General features: G+C 61.8%; 19 protein-coding genes. 10 read left to right on the top strand and 9 right to left on the bottom strand.

The features are described 5' to 3' along the window. Positions 1 to 3: 3 nt before the first annotated feature. The 7 genes from RMO25_RS02050 to RMO25_RS02020 all read right to left on the bottom strand — a co-directional run bounded on the left by RMO25_RS02050 (position 4) and on the right by RMO25_RS02020 (position 5705). Complete coding sequence (locus RMO25_RS02050; RefSeq protein WP_309660942.1) at positions 4 to 729, bottom strand: anti-sigma factor domain-containing protein; 726 nt, start codon at positions 727 to 729, stop codon at positions 4 to 6. Further along, a complete protein-coding gene (locus RMO25_RS02045; protein ID WP_309660941.1) occupies positions 726 to 1298 on the bottom strand; it encodes a sigma-70 family RNA polymerase sigma factor in 573 nt (190 codons plus the stop codon). Before RMO25_RS02045 ends, RMO25_RS02050 begins: the two co-directional genes overlap by 4 nt. A 139-nt stretch (positions 1299 to 1437) precedes the next feature. Beyond that, positions 1438 to 1995, bottom strand: coding sequence for a fasciclin domain-containing protein (locus RMO25_RS02040; RefSeq protein WP_309660940.1), 558 nt, complete (start codon positions 1993 to 1995; stop codon positions 1438 to 1440). Between the two features lie 212 nt (positions 1996 to 2207). Next, a complete protein-coding gene (locus tag RMO25_RS02035) occupies positions 2208 to 2504 on the bottom strand; it encodes a DUF4880 domain-containing protein (protein WP_309660939.1) in 297 nt (98 codons plus the stop codon). Next, positions 2494 to 3063 (bottom strand): sigma-70 family RNA polymerase sigma factor, encoded by a 570-nt coding sequence (locus tag RMO25_RS02030; RefSeq protein ID WP_309660938.1) that lies wholly within the window; start codon positions 3061 to 3063, stop codon positions 2494 to 2496. Before RMO25_RS02030 ends, RMO25_RS02035 begins: the two co-directional genes overlap by 11 nt. A gap of 92 nt (positions 3064 to 3155) precedes the next feature. Then, positions 3156 to 4379: a hypothetical protein gene (locus tag RMO25_RS02025; protein ID WP_309660937.1), complete on the bottom strand. Its 1224-nt coding sequence runs from the start codon at positions 4377 to 4379 to the stop codon at positions 3156 to 3158. 195 nt (positions 4380 to 4574) lie between these two features. Then, complete coding sequence (locus RMO25_RS02020; protein WP_309660936.1) at positions 4575 to 5705, bottom strand: glycosyltransferase; 1131 nt, start codon at positions 5703 to 5705, stop codon at positions 4575 to 4577. A gap of 211 nt (positions 5706 to 5916) precedes the next feature. On the opposite strand from RMO25_RS02020, the gene RMO25_RS02015 reads away from it, so the two are divergent. The 4 genes from RMO25_RS02015 to RMO25_RS02000 all read left to right on the top strand — a co-directional run bounded on the left by RMO25_RS02015 (position 5917) and on the right by RMO25_RS02000 (position 11117). Then, positions 5917 to 7332 (top strand): lipopolysaccharide biosynthesis protein, encoded by a 1416-nt coding sequence (locus tag RMO25_RS02015; protein WP_309660935.1) that lies wholly within the window; start codon positions 5917 to 5919, stop codon positions 7330 to 7332. Positions 7333 to 7459: 127 nt separating this feature from the next. Continuing rightward, positions 7460 to 9379, top strand: coding sequence for an asparagine synthase (glutamine-hydrolyzing) (asnB, locus tag RMO25_RS02010; protein ID WP_309660934.1), 1920 nt, complete (start codon positions 7460 to 7462; stop codon positions 9377 to 9379). Continuing rightward, on the top strand, positions 9369 to 10505 hold the full coding sequence (locus RMO25_RS02005) for a glycosyltransferase (protein ID WP_309660933.1): 1137 nt from the start codon (positions 9369 to 9371) through the stop codon (positions 10503 to 10505). The genes asnB and RMO25_RS02005 overlap by 11 nt, the downstream gene beginning before the upstream one ends. Positions 10506 to 10853: 348 nt before the next feature. Then, positions 10854 to 11117 carry a CC0125/CC1285 family lipoprotein gene (locus RMO25_RS02000; RefSeq protein ID WP_309660932.1) on the top strand — a complete coding sequence of 88 codons (264 nt, stop codon included), beginning with the start codon at positions 10854 to 10856 and terminating at the stop codon, positions 11115 to 11117. 14 nt (positions 11118 to 11131) lie between these two features. Here RMO25_RS02000 and RMO25_RS01995 read toward each other — a convergent pair whose 3' ends face one another. Continuing rightward, positions 11132 to 11560, bottom strand: a complete 429-nt coding sequence (locus tag RMO25_RS01995; protein ID WP_309660931.1) for a hypothetical protein — start codon at positions 11558 to 11560, stop codon at positions 11132 to 11134. A 117-nt stretch (positions 11561 to 11677) separates the two neighbouring features. Between RMO25_RS01995 and RMO25_RS01990 the strand changes: the two genes are divergently transcribed. Both RMO25_RS01990 and RMO25_RS01985 read left to right on the top strand, forming a co-directional pair. Then, positions 11678 to 13207 carry a thymidine phosphorylase family protein gene (locus RMO25_RS01990; RefSeq protein WP_309660930.1) on the top strand — a complete coding sequence of 510 codons (1530 nt, stop codon included), beginning with the start codon at positions 11678 to 11680 and terminating at the stop codon, positions 13205 to 13207. A 1-nt stretch (position 13208) separates the two neighbouring features. Continuing rightward, positions 13209 to 14090, top strand: coding sequence for a ribose-phosphate diphosphokinase (locus RMO25_RS01985; protein WP_309660929.1), 882 nt, complete (start codon positions 13209 to 13211; stop codon positions 14088 to 14090). On the opposite strand, the gene RMO25_RS01980 is transcribed toward RMO25_RS01985, so the two are convergent. Further along, complete coding sequence (locus RMO25_RS01980) at positions 14087 to 15082, bottom strand: L,D-transpeptidase family protein (RefSeq protein WP_309660928.1); 996 nt, start codon at positions 15080 to 15082, stop codon at positions 14087 to 14089. The genes RMO25_RS01985 and RMO25_RS01980 overlap by 4 nt on opposite strands. Positions 15083 to 15362: 280 nt before the next feature. On the opposite strand from RMO25_RS01980, the gene RMO25_RS01975 reads away from it, so the two are divergent. The 4 genes from RMO25_RS01975 (at position 15363) to RMO25_RS01960 (ending at position 17948) form a co-directional block, all read left to right on the top strand. Further along, a complete protein-coding gene (locus RMO25_RS01975; RefSeq protein ID WP_309660927.1) occupies positions 15363 to 15668 on the top strand; it encodes a hypothetical protein in 306 nt (101 codons plus the stop codon). Positions 15669 to 15788: 120 nt separating this feature from the next. Beyond that, positions 15789 to 16139, top strand: a complete 351-nt coding sequence (locus RMO25_RS01970) for a hypothetical protein (protein WP_309660926.1) — start codon at positions 15789 to 15791, stop codon at positions 16137 to 16139. A 37-nt stretch (positions 16140 to 16176) separates the two neighbouring features. Further along, positions 16177 to 17328: a PAS domain S-box protein gene (locus tag RMO25_RS01965; protein ID WP_309660925.1), complete on the top strand. Its 1152-nt coding sequence runs from the start codon at positions 16177 to 16179 to the stop codon at positions 17326 to 17328. Further along, positions 17328 to 17948 (top strand): response regulator transcription factor, encoded by a 621-nt coding sequence (locus RMO25_RS01960; RefSeq protein ID WP_309660924.1) that lies wholly within the window; start codon positions 17328 to 17330, stop codon positions 17946 to 17948. Before RMO25_RS01965 ends, RMO25_RS01960 begins: the two co-directional genes overlap by 1 nt. The last annotated feature ends 7 nt before the right edge of the window (positions 17949 to 17955 follow it).

Genomic DNA, 17955 nt, shown 5'->3' with positions numbered 1-17955 from the left:
GCATTACGCACGCTCGAGCTTGCCCGAAGCGATCACCGGCCCGGTCGGCAGTCCGGTCGGCGATCCGCCCATCGGTTCGACCGACAGCGCCAAAGTCACGCCCTCGCGAAATTCCTTGGCCATCAGCATCGGCAATTGCGCCCGCATCCTGGGACCGGGCATGGTGCCAAGCGACCGCGGTTTGCCGTCGGCGGGGATCATCCACAATTCGTGCGCATGGCCAGGGTCGGCCTGCATGTCGCTGGCGGCGGCGACCATCAGGCGGCGGCTGGCCGGGTCGTAGCTGGCCATCAGCTTCAAGTCGCGTTGGTCGTCGCCGAGCATAGCCGCCAGCGGCACCTGGGCCGCGACCGCGACCGGCGGCGCGGAGGTCGCCACCGGCTGGGTGACGAGGATGACGGCGAGCGATGCGGCGAGCGCAGTCGCGCCGGCGGCGATCCCCCGCCATAGGGTCACGCGGCGATGGAGAGTGACGACGTTGGAAGCTTGTTGCGGGCGACCAATGGCGGCGTCGATGCCTGGCCAGGCGCGCGCCGGCGGGGCGACCGGTGCCACGTCATCGAGCAACGGTGCCAACCGCGCCGACCATCGTGCGACTTCGGCCCGGAATGAGGGATCCGCGGCTGCCAGCGAACGCGCACGGGCCAAAGCCTCGCCGTCGAGCACGCCGAGCGCATATTCGGCGGCGAGCTCGTCGCGCTGGGCGGGAGTGATCGGCGTATCGGTCATCGTTCCAGGCACCCGCGCAGGCGCAGCAAACCGCGCCGGATCCAGCTTTTCATCGTCCCCAGCGGCACCGCGTCACGCGCCGCCAGCTCGGCATAGGTCAGGCCGTCGACAAAGGCCGCGCGAATGATCGCCGCGTGCTGGGGCTCGAGCTCGCCGAGGCAATTAGCGAGGCGTTCGCGCTCCTGGCCCCGCTCGACAATGTCGAACGCGCTCGGATCGTCGTCGGCGACATCGTTGGCGGCTTCGATCGGATCGGTGTCGAGCTGCCGCCCGCGCAGGCGATCAATCGCCTTGTTGCGGGCCATCACCGCCAGCCAGGTAATCGGGCTCGCCTTGGCCTGGTCGTAAAGGCCGGCCTTGCGCCACACCGTCAGATACACGTCCTGCAGCACGTCCTGGGCGTCGATCTCAGCCGGCAACAGCCGGATACAGATGCCGTAGAGCTTGGCCGACGTCCGCTGGTAGAGCTCTGCCAGCGCGGCGTGGTCGCCGCCGGCAACCCCGCGCAACAGCGGCGCCAGTTCCCGACTTGCGGCGGTTTGCTCAGGGGGCTGGGCGGTGCGGACCATTCGCCCCCCAATGAACCATGTGCGGTTTGGGGGGAAGGCCACGTCGGCGGGAGCAGACACTCCAGATGCAAATCGGGTCGGCATCCGGTCCACTCCCGCCGAGGGGCAGCCAGCCAAGGGAACAGCCGGCTGCACTGGGTTAGGGCATCAGCACCCGGTCGACGACGTGGATGACGCCGTTGGACTGCATGACGTTGGCGATCGTAATGCGCGCCTGGCCACCCTTGGAATCGACCACGACCCAGCCCTTGCCGTTCTTACGAAAGCGCAGGGATTCGCCCTGGACGGTCTTGAGCGTGGCGGTGCCGCGATGGCGCATGGCCATGCTGGCGATCTGGCCAGCGGTGATCCGTCCGGGGACGACGTGATAGGTCAGGATGGTGGTCAGTGTGCCCTTGTTCTCTGGCTTGACCAGGCTCTCGACCGTGCCGGCGGGGAGGCGAGCGAAGGCGGCGTTGGTTGGCGCGAAGACCGTGAACGGGCCCTTGCTCGACAGCGTGTCGACCAGGCCCGCGGCCTTGACCGCGGCGACCAGCGTCGTGTGGTCCTTAGAATTGACGGCGTTCGCGACGATCGTCTTGGTCGAATACATCGCCGCACCACCGACCATCGGGTTCTTGGCCGATGCCGCCGTTCCGATCGATAGCGCGACCGCCGCGGTCAGCGCCAAAGCGGCGCGTGAATTTAACTTGGTCATGATTTCTCTCCTGTTTACCCAGCTTCGCGAGCTGTCAGTCAAGCTACGAAGCGACCGGCGCGGCGGATGCAGAGTAAGGCGGAAAAAAATGTCGGAGCGGGCGAAAGGCGGCACTCAGTAAACCGCCAATTTTCACCCATTTTTCGAGGGTGCCAGTGTCACCCGTTGTCAAACAGTAGATTTTTCAGACAGCTTCCGGCGCCGTCGCAACTTCATAGAAATCGACGCGCGGGTGGCCGATGGGCGCGAAGACGGCCAGCGCGACGCCAGCGGACAATCCACCGATGGGCCAACCCCAGCCAGTGATCGTTGGTCTGCGAATTCGCCCAATTGCACAATGCCGGTTCAATCTCGCGATCAGCCAACGCGACTTCGTCATAGGCAGTCGAATGCCGGGGATCCAGCACCAGCCAGTCGGCAAATTCGTCCCCGTGGCCGGCCTGCCCGTCGCGCAACCGGATATGCCAGGCAATGGCCTGAGCGCGGGCAGTGGCGGATTCAGTTGGCATCGGACTCACTTTCCTTACCTAGACGCCGCCGCGGTTCATTCTCCTCATCGATTTGGGCTTTGACGACGAGCACAATTTCATAGGCGCGTTGCAGATGCTTCTCGACGGCGCTGACGCTGATGCCGAAGTCGGCCGCGATGTGTTTTTGCCTCTCCCCATCAATGCGGAAACGGCGAAAGATTTCCACCGTGCGGGCGGGCAGGCTGGCCAATGCGGATTCGACAATAACGAGTTGCTGCTGGGCAATCAGCCTGTCATCGGCGGCGGCGGCCGGATCGATCGGCGAAGCTGGCGAACCCGGCCTGACTTGCGACCATAGTTCCTCACGTCGCACCCGGCGGGCCGCAGCGCGCCGCCGGTCGAGCAAAAGATTGTCGGCCATACGATATAGATAAGCGCGAGGGTCGGCGATCGGACCGATCGTCAAGCCCTCGAGCTTCAGGAATAAGTCCTGCACCAGGTCTTCGGCTTCACCGGCCGAAACGCCACGTAATTGCATGAAACGGAGCAACGCCGGGCGGCTCGCCATGAACAGTGTTTGCAGCGATTGCGCTGGCATGGACGCCCTTGGAACGAGGTGACGTCCGACTGCCTAGAGCAAGCGGTGTGAGGGGACAACGCGGACGCGCGTCGCTCCATCCTGTGTGGAGGTCAGGCAGCGGCGCTCGCCGCCCGTCGACTTGCTGCGCGCGCGGCAGCGGCCGGGGCTGACCCCTCCGGGATCTGCAAGAACTGGCGGATCGCCTGCGACGCGCGCTCGGACGACGGGGTCTTGGTCAATGCAATGCTGCGGGCGAACAAGTCACGCTGGATGCCAAGATATCTGCGATGCTCGGTGGCCGCTCTGGCCAAGGTGGCCTCCAATGCCGACGGATCGTCGACGACTGTGCCGGCCGCCCAATGCGCGAAATTGGGATCCGCCGCATATTCCAACCGATGCGAATTGAGGAAAATACAGGGCCGCGGCCGAAGCAGGAATTCATAGACCTGGCTGCTGACATCGCCGAGATAGATGTCGGCGGCTTCGGTGTAGCTCATGTCGGTCGATGCGGCGCTGCCCAGATCGATATGGATATTGGGCGCATCCCAATATTTGGGCGCAATTTGCCCGGGCCAATCCAGGCGCAATTTGTCGATTGAAATCACGACCTTGCGCTCAAACAGCATCACATGGGGAGCGAAGATCAGATTGTAGTTCGGATTGTCGACGAAGAAATCGAGCACCGCCCGGCCATGCCGGTACCAGGATGACAAATGGGGCGACGCGTGCGGATTATACAGCACCGTCGGCTGGCCATTGCCTTGCAGCTTGGGCGGCAGCGAACGGTTCCGGATAAGATCAAACTTGGGATAGCCGACGATCGCCATATTCTCCGGCGGAAGCCCGGTTTCAGCGATCAGCCGATCGCGGATCTTCGGGCCGGAAACGAGCACGAAATCGAAACGGGCGCTGGCCTTGTTGAACCCGACCGCCCGGTCGCCGGCGCCATGGCGGGTATGGATCAGCCGCAAATTATCGAGCCCGTAGCGAGTCTTCAGGACCGCCGAGGTTTTTTCGGCAACGACCAGTGCATCGAGCGATCGAAAGAATTCGAGATTGTCGCGATACACCGCGAGCTTGGCGGCGGGAATCACGCCATCGAGGGCCCGGACGATGCCGCGAACAATCGGATTTTTCTGACGAAGACGTACCAGGCGTGGGCCCAGCCCGCCGTGGAGGGCGATGATCCGCATCACTTCGCGGCGCAAAACTTCGTTGGTGGTCGCGACAATGACCTCCAGGTCGGGGTCGCTTTTCACAAGCGCGAGGGCGATCGGCAGGCTGTGGGCGACCTGGTGGATTTGATCATGATTGAACAGGAAGCCGATCCGCATGCCACCAAGACGTCGCGGCTGATCGAAATCCGCACTAAAACCCAAGCTGGGAGGTGGCCATCATCCGCCTGGCGCAACGGAACTTCAGTCAATTTTGACCCCCAGACGGAGCCAACAGTCCGCTAACCCAGCCCCGAGTTGCGCAAAATCTTCCGCCGTCGGTCAGGAAAACGGTGTCTAGAGGAGGATTATTGCCTACCTCATCAGGTGATCCAGCGCCCGAATGTGAGCGGCGATCGAGGCTTCGATACCGAAGCCTTCGGCAATCTTGCGAAGATCCTCCGGTTTGCGTGCTGACGTGAGGCAGCGATCGATTGCCGCCGCGAACGCGGCAGGGTCGCCAACCGGGGTGACTGCACAGGACGCGATTTCGGAGAACATCTGGCGAGCACCTGCAAAACAGTCCGTCGTCACTACCGGCACGTTGCAGGCAAACGCCTCCAGGATTACGGCGGGCAAGCCTTCATAGTCGGAAGACAGGGCAAAAAGATCGGTTCGACGAAGCCATGGCAGCACGTCGTCGACAAAACCTGGCATCTCCACCCGGTCCGCAATTCCGAGCGATTGCGCCAATCGCTCGAGCGCGGGGCGAAGGGGGCCGTCGCCGAGGATCGTCAGCCGCGAATCGGGCAGACTGGTGCGCGCGAAAGCCTGCAGCAGCACATCGAGCCGCTTCTGCGGCATCATTCGGGCGGCCGTCAGCACGCGACAGGGACCCGCCGGTCGCCGCCGTGGCGGATCCTGCAACATCTCGCTTGAGATATAGGGGTTCGGGACCGTGCGAAACAGCGCCCCAGCCGCCGGATAGATCTCCAGCAGGCTAAGGCGCTCTGCCTCGGACAGCGTCAACACGAGATCATATTGGTTGAAAATGAAGGCGTAGAGCTTGTGCCTGTAGAGCGTTCTCAGGGCCCCTCGATCACGGGGTCGTACAACCGGATTGGTCAACTTCATCGCGAAGCGCGGCCCATTGTCCCGCCGAACCTTCGACGCCAGGCCGGTGACAAGGCCCATGTTGCTGCTGCTCGCCAGGACCACGGCCGGTCGGTGGCTGACAATCTCGCGCTGGATGAACCGCTGTCCGCGCACCAATTCCAAATGGCGCGAGCCGATCGCCGGACCCGCGCTGGTGATTGATACATCGGGGTGCAACAGGTCGAGGAGTTCACGTTCCGCCTCACCCTGGTCGCGCAAGAGCACGAACCGCGTCGGAATGCCTTTCTGAACAAAGCCATTGGCGAGCAGAACGGCGACCCGGTCCGCGCCGCCCTGGCTCAGCCGATGCATAGTCATGAGAATACCGCCGTCCCCAGCACTGGAACTCATAGCTCTCTCCTTGAGCAACAGTCGGTCTGCGATTGCTGCGGGTCTAACGCGCCTAGCAGGATTTGCCGAACATGCCGCCGAACAACCCGATACCCCTGATCAGGGATACTCTCCGGGTCCGATTGCAGCGCCAGTGAATCGCAATAGCCGGTGGAAGGGACCATTTCCCTGCGCTAGTGCCATGCTCGCCGATTGCGATGCCGGAGGAAATGTGACGCGAGGCCCGATCGACACGTCTCTGATCCCGAATTCCGATTCCGCCGGACCGGGCCGCGATCCCGTCGCCGGACATACCAGTGTGGAGGAGACGGTGGCCGGCCAGCCTCAGCTGTCAACCCCTGGCCATGTCTTTTCGCGAATGGGCCGCAATGCTGGCTGGCTGCTCAGCGGCCGCGGTTTTGCCGGTGTCGTCAGCCTCATTTACCTCGCGCTCGCCGCGCGGACGCTTGGGGTGTCCGGGTTCGGAATGTTCAGCATGATCATCGCTTACGGCGGAGCGTTCGCTAGCTTTATCGAATTTTCCTCGTGGAAAGCGGTACTCCGCTTCGGCTCGACGCATCTCGCTGAACATCAGCCGGATCGGCTCGCCCGGCTGCTCGGCTATACCGCCACAGTCGATTTGTCAGGCGCGGTGCTTGGCGCGGTGCTGGCAGCGCTCGGCGTCGCGATTGCCGCGCCACTCTTTGGCTGGAACATCGAGCAGCAGCACGGTGCGGTTCTTTTTGCTGCTGTGTTGCTGCTTTCGACCGGTGGCACCGCAACCGGCATGCTTCGTCTCTATAATCGCTTCGACCTGTTGACCTACGCCGAGTCGATTGGGCCGAGCGTGCGCTTGATCGGCGCACTGATTGCCTGGGGCCTTGGGTTGGGGGTCTACGCCATGTTGGCGGTGTGGGCGCTTGCCGCGTTTGCCGAGACCGGGGCTGGATGGATTGCCGCTTATTCCGTCCGGGGGATGCGCCTCGTCGTCGGGCGAAAGGCCTTTGCGCTGGCTGCCAAAGAGAACCCGCGTCTCTGGCGATTCATGGTGCACAACAGTTTCTCGGGTTCACTTGGCCTCCTGTGGGAGCAGGCCGGGACACTCGCGGTGGGCGCCCACGGCGGCCCGGCAGCGGCCGGTGCGTTTCGCATCGCCAGCAAGTTGGCGGGGGCGCTGGCCAAGCCAGCGGAGACGGTAACCCGGGTCTTATATCCGGAACTCGCCCGGCTCGCCGCGAGCAACGACCGCGGGACGTTGGCGCGGGTGTCGTGGCGGACGACATGGATCGCGTCTCTGCTGGCGGTAATCATGGTGATCCTGGCGTGGTTCGGCGGGCCAACCCTGCTGAGTGTCATTTCCGGCAAGGAATTTGCCTTTGCCCAGCCCTACCTGGTGTTGTTGTCGATTGCCGCGGCAATCGACCTGTCCGGGCTTGCGCTAGAGCCGATCCTCAACGCCCACGGCTATTCGGGCCAAATTCTCGCCGCCCGAGTCCTGGGCGCGATCGCCTACGTTCTGGCTCTCGTACTTTTGTTGGGGCCCATTGGGACGGCCGGTGCAGCCGTGGCGGCGATCGTCAGTTCGATTGTTATCCGCGGCACGCTGCTGTTGTCGGCAAGGCGAATGATGCGCAGCGAAGCAGGATAGTTATCGCGCCCGATAAAATCATGACCGAGCTCCGCCTATCCATGAATTGCGACCTCTGATATCGGCCGAGCCCGCGAACGGCCGCCCTTGATGGGCGCTCCGAAACGCAGTGAAGGTTGCGCCTCCTATGTGTGGAATTGCCGGGTGGTACAGGCGAAACGGCCGGAGCGTCAGCGCGGCTGTCGTCACCGCCCAATGCGACGCTATCCGCCACCGCGGTCCGGACGATTCCGGCGTGTTCATAGATGGCGACTTTGGCTTCGGCATGCGGCGCCTCAGCATTCTCGACGTCGCGGGTGGTCATCAGCCGATGGACAGCGCCGATGGCCGACTGTCGATCGTGTTCAATGGCGAGATCTTTAATCACCTCGAGCTACGCGCTCAGCTGACCGGCTACCCGTTTTCGAGCCACAGCGATACCGAGACAATCATCGCGGCCTTCGCCAAATGGGGCAACGATGCCTGGGCCAAGCTCGAAGGCATGTTCGCGGTCGCCATCTGGGACCGGCAACAACGATCGCTCACCTTGGCCAGAGATCCCGTCGGCATCAAACCCCTCTATATCACAGAACAACGCGGCGGCATTTCGTTTGCGTCTGAACTCAAGGCGCTAAGGCTCCTGCCTGATCACGACTTCACCGTTGATGATCGCGCGGTCAATGATTTCTTCTCGTTCGGGCATGTGCGCCGGCCGCGCTCCATATTTAAGGAGGTGGCCACCCTCGACCCCGGACATTTTCTGAGCGTTGACGCCAGCGGCGCGAGACAAGTGCGGGCCTATTGGCGTCCACGGTTTCGCGTCGGCGACAGGCATTCTGTGGACGACTGGACCGAGCAGATGCGGTCGAAGCTGCGCGCAACCGTGTCGCGCCACATGCAGTCGGATGTACCGGTCGGCGCGTTCCTCTCGGGCGGGATCGATTCCTCAGCGGTTCTCGCGGCGATGAGACATGCGACCGACGATCCCATCAAGGCTTTCACAATCGGCCATCCCGGCGATCGGATCGACGAGACGGATGCGGCTAGCGCCATCGCGCGTCACCTCGGATGCGAACACATCGCCTTGGCGCTTGACCTCAATGATTCAATCAAATCGCTGCCCCAAATCCAGCAATGCTACGACGAACCGTTTGCCGACATGGCCGCGATCCCCACCTGGATCGTTTCCAAGCTGGCCGCGGAACATGTCAAAGTCGTGCTCTGCGGCGAAGGTGGCGATGAGCTGTTTGCCGGCTACAAACGGCACCGCAACGCCAAGTTGATCGAGCGCTACCGGCCGGCGATCGACGTCCTCAACCCGCTGACGGCGTTGTTCGATCGCCTTCCGGTCGCGGCCTCTCCGCGGCTCAACTTTCTTCGCCAGCACGCGCAGCGCTTCGCGGAGTTCATTCGCTTGCCCGATGGCTTTCAACAATTCTTTGCCGCCACCCAGATCAGCCGAACGGCCGTACGCAAGCAGCTCTATGAGCCCGCATTTTGGGCGCGGCACGAGAGCGAGAGCTCGTTCGCCAGTCTTGAAAGAGAGTATTTTCCGGAAAATATCACGCGAACGGCGTCGGCGCTCGAACAATTCTTGTTCGCCGACCTGACTCTCAACATGCCCTCGGCCATGCTGACGCGCCTTGATCGTGCAAGCATGGCCCACTCGCTGGAAGCCCGCGTCCCGTTCCTGTCGCACAAGATGGTCGACTGGGCGCTGACCATCCCTACCGATCTCAAGCTTCGTGGCGCCACCGGCAAGCTCATCCTGCGCAACGCGATTGCCCCGTGGCTGCCACCGGGCATTATCGGCCGACCGAAGCAGGGCTTTCAGATTCCCCTGGCGAGCTGGCTGCGGGGGAAGTTCCAGGACTTCGCGCGGACCGCATGGCATGACAGCGGCGCCAGCGAAGCCGGCTATCTCAATCTTGCGGCGGTCGATCGGCTTTTCGCCGAGCATAAGCGAGGAGCTGCCGATCACAGCCGGATTCTTTATGCGATCACCATCTTCGCGCTGTGGTGGCCGACCTCGCACGCACTGAACGCCAGTTCCGCTAATGCCGCCTGAGCCTGCTGTTGCTTCAGGATTGCGGGTCAGCCTTGTCTTGCACAAGTTCAGCCGGGGCGGGAGCGACCGCGTCGCTGCCTATCTTGCCCGCGGCTTCGCCACCATCGGCATGAATCTCGATCTGATTGTCCTGTGCCGAGGCGGAGAAGTCGAGGCCATCCTCACCGAGCTCGTCGGCAGTGACATCCCGATCCATTACCTCGGGCGTGCCGGCAAATCGCGCGGGTGGGACCTGATCCGTTCACTCCCGCGCTTGATCCAACATCTGAGACGCAAGTCACCGGACGTGATTATCTCGACCGCCAACAATACGTCGCTGGTAACCGCCATTGGTATGCGTCTGGCGGGATTGCGTAACGCAACCCTGATCTTGAAGACGACCAATCCGATTGCGACGTCGCGTCATACGGGCTTGGTCCGCTTGGCGAGGCTCTGGAGTTACCGTCTGATCTTTCGCTGGACGACGGCGATGTGGACGCTCAGCGCCGAGGAAAGCGAGCAAATGCGCCGCGAGTTCCCCGGCTTTGCCCGAATATTTCGACATGTCGACAATCCGTATGTGACGCCGGCGATGCTCGCCCCGTCCTCGGCGCCGCCCGCGACAGCGCCGCGCACGAAGGTGATTAGCATCGCCCGCCTGACCGCGCAGAAGCGGCTCGACCGCCTGATCCAAGGCTTTGCCCAGCTATCTCAGCCCGACACCCACTTGTTGATCCTGGGCGAGGGCGAGGAGCGAGCTGCCTTGAGCGAGCTCATCGATCGATTGGGGCTGCGGGACCGAGTAGCCATGCCGGGCTATGCCAAGGACGTGGCCGAAGCTCTCCGGGCCAGCGATCTGTTCGTCCTCACATCAGATTATGAAGGTCTTCCAGCGGTGGTGCTTGAAGCGATGGCCGCGAACTGCCCGGTGATCTGCACGAACTGCTTTCCTTCGGCCCAGTCACTGCTTGGCGCTGCCGAAGGATGCGCGCTCACGGCGCCTGATCCGGCCAGCATTGCGCAACAGATCGATGCTGCCCTGGCGCTCGCTAGACCCACGTCATTGAAAGCAGTGGCGGAACGGTATTCGATCGACAACGGGATCGCGAGCCACGTCGAGGCGTTGTTGGCGGCCGTACAAACCTGAGCAACCATCAACCCGGTTATCCGCCGCTAGAGCGCAAACGCCTCCGATCGTTGCCCGGCGTCTTCCACCTAGACGCGATGATGGCGGATCGTGCTTTCAAGCTTGATGTGACCCACCCGCAGCCGATTCAGCTGATTCCGCAATCGTCTAAGCTGACCCCTGTCCCCGGGGCCTTGGCGCGCTGGTCCCCAATGGGAGAATTATGCCAGCGGTACATGGCGGTGGAAGCAGTCATTCGCGAACCGGTCTCCGCCTGTTTTGCCTGTTTTTACGCCACTTATCAGGCGAGCCGACCCCCTTGCTGTTAATTCATAGCCGCTATGATACTGAAACTGACCAGGAGATTCCTTGTACCGCCCATGGTACGGCCCGGGCTACGGCTACTGGCAACCGGAGTGGAGATATTACATGCCGGGCGCTGGGTGGAATTACTGGCGTGGCGGCAGCCCTTTCTGGGCCGACCGCGTCGATGTCAGACGTATCGAAGCGTTCGAGACGACTGCCGAAATCTTGATGCGGAAAAGCCCAATTTCTCTCAGCGAGCCTCGGGCAATCGATGCACGCAAAGTACTCAGCGATCTCGGCTCGACGATCGAACGGCCAAAGGGCTGAAGGGCTGAAGCGACCTACTGCCGGCTCAGCAGTTCACGAATTACTGCGGATGCATGACCTTGTCCTGGCCACACCCGGTGGAACGCGCCGCCGCGGGTGAAGAAGAAGGCCGCGCCAGCCGCTCGATCAAGTTTGACCTTCTTCGCCACCTTCCTGAACGCCCGCCATGCCTCTCCCTCGCGATCCAAGGCAATCGGAATGCGTCGCTTCTCAGGGCTCTTCGTCTGCTCGGTTCCGATGACCAGGAACCAGGAATCGGTTCCGGCCAGTTCATCCGCCAGCTTTTCGTAGCTTTCGAACTCGACCGCCTGCTGCCGTTCCTCTGTCGGCAGAAACAGAACAAGGAGCTGATGACCCACGAAACAGCTAGGATTGATAGTCCCGCCACAACTCCATGACAAGTCGACGTTGGGAATTCCGAAATTGAGTTCGCTGGCGAGCATCGCGGGCCTCCAATAGATCGACATAGGCTGCCGAGGACGGGCCCATGATCCGTAAATGCCCGGATGTACGGACCATTGCGTAATGGCTGCGTCCACCGACCCGATTAGATCGGGGTGATGGATGCTGTGATTTCGCGAAAACCGACTCGGACGCGCGGCGCGCGGCTGCGTATCCGGCGCATGCATCTCCATACCCAGCGTGAGCCGATCGTCGTCATGCGGACGGATTGTCCGGTCTGCAGATCGGAAGGCTTGGCACCACGGTCGCAAGTATTGCTGCGCGCCGAAGGTCGCGAAGTGGTTGCGATTCTATTCCAGGGCGCCGACGCCACTCTCGCTGAAGACGAGATTGGTCTCTCCGAAGCTGCCTGGGAGCTGTTGGGCGCCTCGGAAGGGGAATGGGTGACGATCAGCCATCCGCCGGCGCTCCATTCGATGGGATCTGTCCGCAGCCGGATCTTCGGGACGACCCTTGATGCGCCAGCGTTCGACGAGATCGTCCAGGATGTCGTCGCCGGGCGTTACAGCGACGTCCAGCTTGCCGCGTTCATTACTGCGGGCTCCGCTCTCCCGCTTACCGATGACGAAACGGTCGCTCTGACTGGAGCCATGGCGAGAGGCGGCGCGCAATTGCGCTGGGATCGCGACATTATCGACAAGCACAGCGTCGGTGGGCTCCCGGGCAACCGAACCACGCCCATCGTGGTCGCAATCGCTGCCGCTGCGGGCCTGACCATCCCCAAGACCTCTTCGAGAGCGATCACGTCACCGGCCGGCACCGCAGATGCGATGGAAACGGTGACTCGGGTCGACCTCGACCTCGCCGCAATCCGGCGAGTCGTGGAAGCCGAAGGAGGCTGCCTCGCGTGGGGCGGAGCGCTTCGGCTGAGTCCTGCGGACGACATATTCATTGGCGTCGAACGACAGCTCGAAATCGATCCCGAAGGTCAGCTCATCGCTTCGGTTCTCTCGAAGAAGATCGCCGCGGGGGCACAGCGGGTGGTTCTCGACATTCCGGTCGGTCCGACCGCAAAGGTCCGAAGCTCAGCTGCCGGCCACAAGCTGGCCATGCGGATGCGAGACGTCGCTTCACGATTTGGGGTGGAAACGGTCAGCGTGATTTCGGATGGCGCGCAACCGGTCGGCCGGGCTATCGGACCTGCCCTCGAGATGTGCGACGTCCTGTCGGTCTTGCGACTCGAATATGATGCACCAAGAGACTTGCGTGAGCGGGCTCTGGATATCGCCGGCGCGGTATTGGAGCTCGGACAGGCAGCCGCTCCCGAGAGCGGAAATGAACGAGCCCGGGAGCTGCTCGAAGACGGTTCGGCCTATCGCAAGTTCGAGCGGATCTGCCTAGCGCAAGGCCGGTTTTGCGAGCCTCCGAAGGCTGCCCTTGAGCGGGTGATCGAAAGCAACACCAAAGGTCGAATCACAGAGATCGACAACCGAAAGATCGCCCGCATTGCCAAGTTCGCAGGCGCGCCGGATGACCCCGCAGCGGGCCTCAGAATTCACGTACGCCTTGGCAATCAGATCGAGCTCGGCCAGCCGCTCATCACGCTTTATGCCGACACCGAGTCGGAGATCGCCTACGCGGCGGATTACGCACGTTTGGTCGAAAACGGTCTCAGGATCGAAGCCTAAGATGGCTCGGTTCTTCGCTATGCCAGGCAATGGGGACCTGACCGACGAGATTTCTGTGCTCACTGCCTCCGAAACAGGAACAATCGAGTACCGTCGATTTCCGGACAGTGAGAGTTATGTCCGTATCCATGGCGATGTGAGGAAGGGCGACACATTCCTTGTTTGCACTTTGGCACATCCCGATGAGCATTTTGTGCCCTTGGTATTCGCCGCACGCGCCCTGCGTGCGGCCGGCGCGAGAAGCATTAGCCTCATCGCTCCGTACCTCGCCTACATGCGGCAGGACCGGGCGTTCGCCGCCAACGAAGCGGTCTCGTCCCGGATCTTCGCGGATTTGATCAGCCGCGAGTTCGACCGCCTGATCACGGTCGATCCGCACCTTCACCGCATTGCGTCCCTTCAGGAGATCTACAGCATTCCTACGACCGTCGTGCATACGAGTGGGCTAATTGGACGCTGGGTGCGCGATCATGTGGCTTCGCCGATTATCCTGGGACCGGATATCGAAAGCGCCCAGTGGGCTAAAAACATAGCCCGAAACGCGAGCTGCCCTTGGGCGGTGTTCCGCAAGGAACGGAGAGGCGACCGCGAAGTGCAGCTCATTCCCCCATCACTTGATCAGCATGCGATGCGCACCCCAGTTCTCGTCGACGACATAATCTCATCGGGAGCGACTATGATCCAAGCAGCGATGATCCTGATGGCTGCGGACATGCTTCCACCCTACTGCATTGCTGTCCATGCACTCTGCGACGAAAGAACGGCTGCCGAGATCGAAGGACTGGCCCAGTCCCTTCTTACGAGCGATAGCATTCCCAATCCGCACAGTGCGTTCAGTGTCGCGCCGTTAATCGCGGAGCAGCTCGCCGGTGTTACGACCTAGTTCCTCGCCGGCGTTTCGCCCTCGAGAATGTCGATCGGCTTGCCGCCTGGCCGGACAGAGTCAGGCGTGACGATGACGGTGGTGCCCGGCGCCACGATCGCTGCCACCGCGCGTCGGAGGGCCTCAGGGGCATGGAACCGCTGCCATTCCTGGGCGGGGACCTGCAGACCGTCGGTTGATTTCGACGACAGCTCAAGCCTGATCCAATGCTGACCCGAGGCATCTATGTCGCGAAGGGTATACGCCCAGGTCGTGGTCACCGGATCACTGACCGACACAGGTCCGGAGCCAATAATGATACCGTTGCGCAATACGACGGCGCGCCGGTCTGCGGCGCTGACGATTATCGAGACAGGTCCTGCGGCTGAAAGCTCCGGATGCCAGTCGAAGCCTTCGCTCGCCGGGCCACTCCCAGTCCCCCTCAATACGATCTCAGGCGTGGGTGCGAGGCGGGGAGTCACGGCATGGTCCGTGATGACCACCGTCATTCCGACTCTTGTGGCACCGTAAAGGAGCTGGGCAAATCCTTTCGGCAGCCGGATGCAACCATGGGACGCGGGATAACCTGGCAGATTTCCGGCGTGGAGCGCGACACCGTACCACGTGAGCCGCTGCATGTAAGGCATCGGCGCGTTGTCGTATTTGGAGGAATAATGCTCGACCTGCTTCTGAAGGATCGTGAACACGCCCGTGGGCGTGCGATAGCCTGAGCGTCCCGTCGAGATCGTGGTCGCGCCAATCGGCACGCCGTTGCGGAAAAGAATGCCGCGCTGAGTGGCGAGGTTGACGATAAGCAATATAGGCCCGCTGGGGGCCGCTTGCGGGGCCCAGACATATTGGCCAGCTCGAAGCTTGGCCACCGTCTGTGCGATCGAGCCGCTACGCAGATCAACCTGCTGGGCAGTTGCTGGGGGGCATGCCACAAACCATGCAGCCAATCCCGCACAAACCAGCTTTCTCACTTCGTCAACTGACTTGGATCGGGCGGACATTCGGGTAGGCAGGGGAGCTGCTGCGGCTCCGGCCCGGGCGTTTCGCCGGGGCAGGGCTCCCGAAACGGGCTGGGCTCCGGCGGCGGTTCGCCGGCTGGCTCTTCGAAGGGGACTTCGTCCGGCGGTGTTTGCTGAATCATCACTAGACTCCGACTGAGAGGGCAAGCTTCCCAGACAAAGAGCGGGAGGTCGCTACGGAAACCTCCTTAGGCCCTCCGGAACATTACGGAGTGCGAATGTCCCGTGGAGAAAGGAAGGTGGTCGCGAAAGGGGAACTGCAATGCGTCATCTCAATCCGTCGAAAGCGGCGATTTCAGTTGGAGCGGTGTTTGCTGTCTGGCACCTGATGTGGGTCACACTGGTGGCAATTGGCATTGCCAAGGCCGTCATGGACTTCGTGCTGAAGCTGCATTTTATCCAGTTCAACTTTACGCTGGCACCTTTCACGATATCGACAGCAGCGATGCTCGTGGGCCTGACATTCGTGATTGGTGCACTGCTCGGCTTGGTGTTCGCGCTGGTCTGGAACTGGCTTTCAGATCGATCCGAACCTGCCGATCGTAATCCGGCTTTCAGCTCTCGCTGATCAGATGTCGGTTGCCCTTAGGATCCGGTCGCAAGCCTCGTCTGCGCGGATTCGGGCGGTTTAACATGCTTATCATTGCGTATCGTGCGCTGCCCTTTTTGCCGGTCCACTTAGAACTATATGAATAATTGGAAGAATATCCGCCTTGAGCTTGCGCAAAGTCCTGAGTTCCCGACGGGCTCGGTGAGCCGCGCGTACCTGCTTCGCCTGCCGCTTGATGATAACGATCTCGTTGACGAAGGAGCGCTCCTGAATAGCCCTCGTCTGGCAACCGTACGCCGACATTGGGCAAATGATCCCGACGAGGCTGGACTTGTTCAGAAGGTCAATGGCGCCTTGGCCATGAGCTCGAATGGAGCATCGGCTCGCATGCTAAGGCTCGACGACCAACCGATTCGTCTCGGGCAGCAGGTCTCTGTCGTCGAGTCGGACGGCGCCGTTCTTGCGTTCCGGATCGCCAGCATTCGCTGATTGCCGAACCTCTGGCGTCGCGCACCGAGGCGCTGGTATGAGACCTCCTATGGATCGGCCAGCGAATTCCAGCGTCCAGTTCGGGGACGGCACTGAAGCGCATCTCCGTTCGATCCTAGCGACCGTGCCCGATGCCATGGTGGTGATCGACGACGTGGGCACCATTCTCTCGTTCAGCGCAGCCGCAGAAAAGATGTTCGGCTACGCCGAGAGCGAGGTTGTCGGCGAGAATGTCTCGATGCTCATGCCTTCGCCGGACCGCGAACGGCATGACGGTTATCTCGAGCATTACCGAACAACCGGGCAACGAAAGATCATCGGGATCGGACGGGTCACCACCGCTCGGCACCGGAACGGCCATACATTTCCAATCGAGCTTTCGATTGGCGAGGCCTGGCTCGGCGAAAAACGGATTTTCACGGGTTTCATCCACGACATCACTCAGCGGCAGACAGACCAGCTCCGTCTCAAGGGCCTGCAGTCGGACCTCGCTCATGTGGGCCGTGTCAGCGAAATGGGCACGCTTGCCTCGTCCCTCGCACATGAGCTGAACCAGCCGCTCACCGCGATCGCCAATTACTGCGAGACGCTGCGCGATCTCCTCGCCTCCACTCCCGATGAAGAAACCCTCGCGGTCGTTCGCGAGGCGCTGGATGACGCCGCGGGACAGGCGGTTCGGGCGGGACAGATCGTCCGCCGGCTGCGGGATTTTGTCAGCCGGGGCGAGTTGGAGCGCCGGACCGAAAGCCTCCACCGTCTGGTCACGGAGGCGAATGCCCTGGCCCTTGTCGGCTCGCACGAATATGGGATTGAAGTGCACGTCGAGCTCGACGCGAGGGCGGATGGGGTGTTCGTTGACCGAATCCAGATTCAGCAGGTGCTGGTCAATCTCATCCGCAACGCGATTGACGCTATGATGGACGGCCCGGTGCGAAGTCTGACCATCCGGACCCGTTCCGAGTCATCCCACTTCATGCTGGTCAGCGTGGAAGACAGTGGCTCCGGCATCAGCAAATCCATCGCGGCTCAGTTGTTTCAGCCGTTCATCACGACCAAGACGACCGGCATGGGAATTGGGCTGTCGATCTGCCGAACTATCGTTGAGGCACATGGCGGCCGGATCTGGTTTGAACCAGCGGTAAATGGCGGCACTGTTTTCCACTTCACTCTGCCGACGGCGGAAATTTGATGAGCAGCGACTCTGACCTCCCCGTCGTGCACCTCGTCGATGACGACGCGGCAGTCCGCCGCTCCACCGGCTTCATGCTCAAGACGTCGGGTTACCAGGTGCAAACCTATGAGTCTGGAATCGAGCTCCTGAAGTCCGCTAGATATCTCACAGAGGGTTGTATTCTACTGGACATCCGAATGCCTGGCATGGACGGACTCGAAGTTCAGCAAGCGCTGCAGGAGAAAGGCGTCACTCTCCCGGTGATCATCATGACTGGCCATGGCGATGTATCGCTCGCCGTCAGGGCAATGAAGGCCGGCGCCATCGATTTCATCGAGAAGCCGTTCGAAAAGGAAACCTTGAAGTCATCGCTGGACCAAGGCTTTCGGCGACTGTCGCAAAAAGAAGCGACCGGCGAGCGCAGGAAAGATGCCGAAGTACGGCTCCAAGCCCTCACTTCGCGCGAACGCGATGTTCTGAATGGGCTGGCGCAAGGGCTGCCAAACAAGACGATCGCATACGATCTCGGCATCAGCCCGCGCACAGTGGAGATCCATCGCGCGAATCTTATGACGAAACTCGGCGTTCGCAGTCTCTCTGAGGCGCTCCGCATCGCGTTCGCTGCTCAGCCGGATTAGTCTGGCT

The sequence above is a fragment of the Sphingomonas sp. genome (assembly GCF_031361285.1).
Lineage (GTDB): Bacteria > Pseudomonadota > Alphaproteobacteria > Sphingomonadales > Sphingomonadaceae > Sphingomicrobium.
The sequence above is the reverse complement of the archived record's forward strand: the minus strand, read 5'-3'. Positions and strand labels throughout refer to the sequence as shown.

Bases quoted from the DNA above. Each gene is read 5' to 3' on its own strand.
- RMO25_RS02050 (WP_309660942.1), bottom strand. From the start codon at position 729: ATGACCGATACGCCGATCACTCCCGCCCAGCGCGACGAGCTCGCCGCC.
- RMO25_RS02045 (WP_309660941.1), bottom strand. From the start codon at position 1,298: ATGGTCCGCACCGCCCAGCCCCCTGAGCAAACCGCCGCAAGTCGGGAA.
- RMO25_RS02040 (WP_309660940.1), bottom strand. From the start codon at position 1,995: ATGACCAAGTTAAATTCACGCGCCGCTTTGGCGCTGACCGCGGCGGTC.
- RMO25_RS02035 (WP_309660939.1), bottom strand. From the start codon at position 2,504: ATGCCAACTGAATCCGCCACTGCCCGCGCTCAGGCCATTGCCTGGCAT.
- RMO25_RS02030 (WP_309660938.1), bottom strand. From the start codon at position 3,063: ATGCCAGCGCAATCGCTGCAAACACTGTTCATGGCGAGCCGCCCGGCG.
- RMO25_RS02025 (WP_309660937.1), bottom strand. From the start codon at position 4,379: ATGCGGATCGGCTTCCTGTTCAATCATGATCAAATCCACCAGGTCGCC.
- RMO25_RS02020 (WP_309660936.1), bottom strand. From the start codon at position 5,705: ATGAGTTCCAGTGCTGGGGACGGCGGTATTCTCATGACTATGCATCGG.
- asnB (WP_309660934.1), top strand. From the start codon at position 7,460: ATGTGTGGAATTGCCGGGTGGTACAGGCGAAACGGCCGGAGCGTCAGC.
- RMO25_RS02005 (WP_309660933.1), top strand. From the start codon at position 9,369: ATGCCGCCTGAGCCTGCTGTTGCTTCAGGATTGCGGGTCAGCCTTGTC.
- RMO25_RS01995 (WP_309660931.1), bottom strand. From the start codon at position 11,560: ATGCTCGCCAGCGAACTCAATTTCGGAATTCCCAACGTCGACTTGTCA.
- RMO25_RS01990 (WP_309660930.1), top strand. From the start codon at position 11,678: ATGGATGCTGTGATTTCGCGAAAACCGACTCGGACGCGCGGCGCGCGG.
- RMO25_RS01985 (WP_309660929.1), top strand. From the start codon at position 13,209: ATGGCTCGGTTCTTCGCTATGCCAGGCAATGGGGACCTGACCGACGAG.
- RMO25_RS01980 (WP_309660928.1), bottom strand. From the start codon at position 15,082: ATGTCCGCCCGATCCAAGTCAGTTGACGAAGTGAGAAAGCTGGTTTGT.
- RMO25_RS01975 (WP_309660927.1), top strand. From the start codon at position 15,363: ATGCGTCATCTCAATCCGTCGAAAGCGGCGATTTCAGTTGGAGCGGTG.
- RMO25_RS01970 (WP_309660926.1), top strand. From the start codon at position 15,789: ATGAATAATTGGAAGAATATCCGCCTTGAGCTTGCGCAAAGTCCTGAG.
- RMO25_RS01965 (WP_309660925.1), top strand. From the start codon at position 16,177: ATGAGACCTCCTATGGATCGGCCAGCGAATTCCAGCGTCCAGTTCGGG.
- RMO25_RS01960 (WP_309660924.1), top strand. From the start codon at position 17,328: ATGAGCAGCGACTCTGACCTCCCCGTCGTGCACCTCGTCGATGACGAC.